Source organism: Frankia sp. CcWB2, from assembly GCF_977927585.1.
On sequence record NZ_CDWRCM010000102.1, the window covers coordinates 994 to 4,615 of the forward strand.

4 protein-coding genes are annotated in these 3,622 nt (G+C 68.3%); 3 read left to right on the plus strand and 1 reads right to left on the minus strand.

From position 1 onward, the window contains the following. The coding region (locus ACY45C_RS12300) for an HAD family hydrolase (RefSeq protein ID WP_462187754.1) at positions 1 to 296 on the minus strand (296 nt) is incomplete at its 3' end. A 1,074-nt stretch (positions 297 to 1,370) separates the two neighbouring features. Between ACY45C_RS12300 and ACY45C_RS12305 the strand changes: the two genes are divergently transcribed. From ACY45C_RS12305 to ACY45C_RS12315, 3 genes are all read left to right on the plus strand, one after another. Next, positions 1,371 to 1,922, plus strand: a complete 552-nt coding sequence (locus ACY45C_RS12305) for a hypothetical protein (RefSeq protein WP_462187756.1) — start codon at positions 1,371 to 1,373, stop codon at positions 1,920 to 1,922. An 89-nt stretch (positions 1,923 to 2,011) separates the two neighbouring features. Continuing rightward, positions 2,012 to 2,617, plus strand: coding sequence for a GNAT family N-acetyltransferase (locus ACY45C_RS12310; RefSeq protein WP_462187757.1), 606 nt, complete (start codon positions 2,012 to 2,014; stop codon positions 2,615 to 2,617). Between the two features lie 456 nt (positions 2,618 to 3,073). Further along, the gene (locus tag ACY45C_RS12315; protein WP_462187758.1) at positions 3,074 to 3,433 is read left to right on the plus strand and encodes a hypothetical protein; all 360 of its coding nucleotides are present in this window, start codon (positions 3,074 to 3,076) and stop codon (positions 3,431 to 3,433) included. Positions 3,434 to 3,622: the final 189 nt, after the last annotated feature.

Genomic DNA, 3,622 nt, shown 5'->3' on the forward strand with positions numbered 1-3,622 from the left:
AGGCCCGCTTCGCCGACGACGTACGCCGATCCCTGGGGGCGTTGGGTGTGTAGGAAGAGCGCGGTGGCGAGGGCCGAGGTCCAGATCCGCTCCGGCGGGATTGTGAGTCCAGCGCCAGCCAGTCGGGCGGACAGGTCGCGGGCCGTGTAGATCGAGTTGTTGGTCAGCACGAGAAAACCCAGGCCTGCCGCGCTGATCCCGACCAGAAAGGCATCCGCGCCCGGAATGGGATGTTCCTCATGGACCAGAACACCGTCCATGTCGATGAGATAGTTCTCGATCAGATGCTCCGCCATGACCCCCGATTCTCCCCGCCGGCGCTCGATGCCGTCTGCCGGGTGGTCCCCACTCGGCACCATGATGGGGACCACCCGGCCCGGACGATCCGGCGGGTTCGGTCACCTCACCTCGCCGGGTTCGGGTGATCCCGTCTCACAGCACCGCGATGGCGGCGATCTCCGGTTCGGTGGGCGACATCAGATACAGGGATTGGGACGATGAGCCAGTCGGCGAATCCCCCGTCGCAGGCGTAGGCCTGCGCATGGCCGGGCGACCGGAACGGGCCGATGACTCCCTGCACCTGCCGGGTCCCCTGCTCCAGGACGATGATCGCCCAGCTGCCCGTCCGGTCCGGTGCGGGTGTCCCCCACTCCGACTCCGACAAGTCCATCACATAGTCCATCTGTGCCCCTTCGCGAACGTCCCTCACCGGTATCCACCGAGCCGCGGGGTGGTAAAGCACCCGGGATATCTTGACGCTTTCACGCAGCTTTGCGCATCGAAACGCCGGATGTCGACCTGGGTCGGTCCGGGATCCTCCGCCGGCAACGGCCGGGTGCGGCCCGTTCGTACATCCGTGAGTACATCGCCGAGCCGGCCGGGAGCGGAACGCAGATGTGTGTGACGAAAATCGAAGTTCCCGTGTGGGGATCCCCTTGGGAGGGAGGAGAAGACGGTGCGTTTTCCCGCACCGACACGCGGGTGATGTCGCAGGCCGGTACTTTGCCCGCTGCCCGCGCTCGCGGTCGTGCAGCCGCATCTACCGCCGCGCATACCGCCGGTCCGGCGTATTGCTATGGCGGTGGCCGGGACAGCCGCCCCGGAGCCGCAGAGCCCCGGAGCCCATTTGGCGGTGCCCGTCTGGCGCTGCCCGTCTGGTGGTGCCCCTCGCGGTGTGCCCCTTTGGTGGTGCCCCCGCGGGGCCTCTTCGGTGCCCCCGCGGCGCCTCGGTGCCGCAGCGGGAGGTTGAACCGGGTACGTGGGACGCCGGGCGTCGCGTCACCGGCGCGGTCGGGAGTCGCTCCCGACGCAACGTCAGGATTGAGCTGTGCGTCTGCTTTGTCGCTGACTTCTTGCTATCTGGGGGACCCGTGAGCCGGCGCCGGAGCGACTACCGCACCTGGGAGGAACTGACCAGGGAGGAACGTCGACGCGGGCTGGCAGTTCTTTCCGTGGTCGGGGTCGTGGCGGTGGTCGTGGTGTTCCTCGTCGTCGGGGCCGGTGGCGGGGCCGGTGCGGCGGCACCGCCAACCACCGACGTCAAGGCCCGGCTCACGTCCTGGTACGCCACCACCGCCCAGGTCCGTTCGGAGGTCGTGCGGGCGGTCAACGCGGTACGGGCCGACATCCAAGCGGCGGACGGCATGTCGCTGAAACCGGCCTGCGCCGACCTGGGGCGGGCCGTCGACCGCATCGGACCTCTGGGCCTCCCGCCCGTCGAGAGCGTGAGCAGGAGTTGGACCGAAGGCGCCGGTGCCTACGCCCAGGCGGTCACGGCGTGCGGGAACCTGTTCGACGGCACACCCGTCCCCCCGCCGGTGCTGCTGCAGCGCACGACCGACGCCCTCAACGCCGGCGACGGGCACTGGACCATGCTCGTCGCCCAGATCGGGGCCCCGGCGCAGATCGTTCCCACCGGCTGAGCGCACCCGGCCGGCCGCTCGCCGGACGACTCGGCCCGCACGTCCTGTCAAACTCGGCTACGTGGACTTCTTCCCGGGCTTTGAGCGCGATGCCCGACCCGCGTGACCTCGACGACGCCCTGCGGTCGGTCCGACCGGCGAGCGAGGACGACGTCGACGTGATGCGCGACATCGAGCGGACCGCCGGAGTGCTGTTCGCCGGGATTGGGATGACCGACATCGCCGGACATTCTCCGCTTTCGGCCGAGAAGCTGGCGGAGTATGTCGCCGGGGGGCGGGCCTGGGTGAGCGACGCCCCGGTGGGGGTCGCGGTGGGCTACGCCCTCGCCGACGTCCTCCCCACGGACGTCTCCGAGCCCGGGCCGGGGACCGACGGCGCGCCGCCACGCGTGGGGACTCCGGCGGCGAGTGTCCATCTCGAACAGCTCTCGGTGCGTCCGGAGCACGGGAGGTCGGGTCGGGGCCGGGCGCTGAGCCTGAGCGTGATCGATTATGCGCGCCCCCGTCGTGTGCGGAGGGTGACGTTGTCGACCTTCCGGACGGTGCCGTGGAACGGTCCGTTGTATGCGCGGTGGGGCTTCCGGGAACTGGTGGCGGCCGAGATGACCCCGGCGCTCGCCGACCTCGTCGCGCACGAGAGCGAGCTCGGCCTCGCCCCGAACTCCCGCATGCTGATGGCCATCGATCTCGACTGAGCGCCGGACCGGCGGGACCCGCGGACGACCCGCGGCTACGACCGGGTCCGCGGCAACCTCGACCGGCACGGGACGTACGCCTTGTCGGCGTTCCTCGGCGAGTAGGTCTATACGGCTGTGCGTGGACCGGCCAGTCCCATGGGACCGTCCTACCGGTCTGACAGGCCGTGCCACGGCACCGGACGGCCAACACCGACATGCAATAATGACCTCTTTTGGCCGATGAGCGAAACCGTCGGACCTCTGTGGCTTACTTTGGGCGGTGAGCCTGGAGGAGGAACCTATGTTGCGGAACGTGATCAAGCCGATCCGGGAGGAGCTTGAGGCGCGCCGGAAGTCGATCTTGGATCGATATCGGCCTGACCGCTGACGAGCTTCGAGCCCGCTGCGACGCCTACGCGCTCACCGGCGACGAGTTCGAGGCACTCACCGAGCTGGAAAAGATCGACTACCTACTTGGTTGCGCACTGGCAGTTCCACCCGGAGCGCGGTGCATTCAGTGCCCTCCTTGCACATGCCGGCAAGAAAACGCCGCATGACTTGGCGTCCCTCCATCTTCCTGTGGGCGGGGCGCGGATGCGACCGTGTCTCGAGGACTTCATCCAGTTCCTGATTTCTGAATGCAGCTTCGATGCAAAGGAGGGTTGGCGCGCGGTCGTCGAGGCTGGCCGGATCCGTTGGCGTCAGCGTCAGATCGGCGCCCTGGTCCGCGATGCTCCCGAGGAAGCGATCCGGGTCTTGGAAGAGAACGGCTACGTAGTCACCCGCAGTAACGACCCGCTCGTGGGCAATGCGGAGAAGCTCGCCCGTTGGTGATGCTCCGGGCACGTCGCTGTGGCAGGTAGAGCAGGGCTCAGGCTGAACTTGTCTCGCAGCACAGCGCGCGGACCTGCGGACTACCCGCGACATGCATCCGTTGCCCACGTTGCGCGTCGTCGCCACCGCCTCGACGGTTAGGAATCGAAATGAAATAACTTGCGCGTTTCGAACCCTCCACAGGCCTGT

What these genes read in the sequence shown, in the direction of transcription:
- ACY45C_RS12310 (WP_462187757.1), top strand. Translation starts at nt 2,012, where the DNA reads ATGCCCGACCCGCGTGACCTCGACGACGCCCTGCGGTCGGTCCGACCG.